The organism is Shewanella sp. 10N.286.52.B9 (assembly GCF_002873635.1).
GTDB lineage: Bacteria > Pseudomonadota > Gammaproteobacteria > Enterobacterales > Shewanellaceae > Shewanella.
Genome location: NZ_MCTY01000137.1, coordinates 1 through 545 on the forward strand (window position 1 = coordinate 1; position 545 = coordinate 545).

The 545-nt window shown below is 39.4% G+C and carries 1 protein-coding gene; it reads right to left on the reverse strand.

Going from position 1 to position 545, the window contains the following annotated elements; genetic code table 11:
* Window positions 1–203 precede the first annotated feature (203 nt).
* Entirely contained in the window at window positions 204–428 is a 225-nt protein-coding gene (locus tag BCU91_RS08140) for a hypothetical protein (RefSeq protein ID WP_102531254.1), read from the reverse strand.
* Window positions 429–545: the final 117 nt, after the last annotated feature.

The following is a 545-nucleotide window of genomic DNA, read 5'->3' on the forward strand; positions in this document are numbered from 1 at the left end:
CACCAGGGATCCAGCAAGCGTTGAGTAATGAGTATCTGAAGAAAGCAGGATTATATTCACTAAGAGATGGATGGATCGCAGTTCATTATTGTAATAAATAAGCTAACCAGAAAGTCAGTTAGGTGTTCTAAATGAACCGCCCTGTGCGGAGCCGCATGCAGGGTGGTGTGGGGGCTGGAGGCTAGATACCTCCGGCTACCCGATTAGCTGTATTTACTGCTGTTTTTTGCATCAGCAATTTTATTAGCCGTGAATAGCGCTGAGCCTACAGATGTAAAAAGGGAAAACGATATTGCAAGAGTACTATCTAGCGCTGTGCCAGATACTAACGAAACAAAACTAAAAATCCCAAATACACTGAAAAATTGTATAGATAAAAAAGCCCATTTGCTTTTTATATAAATACTCTCAAAAATATTATTTAGCACCGAATTCTCCTTATACTGCTAACAGCTTATTCAATAGCAGCACAATAATGTTCCAGGCTGCTCAATTCAAACTTCAAAGGTACCACCGCTAAGTCCTTGTTGTAAATCGAATATTTT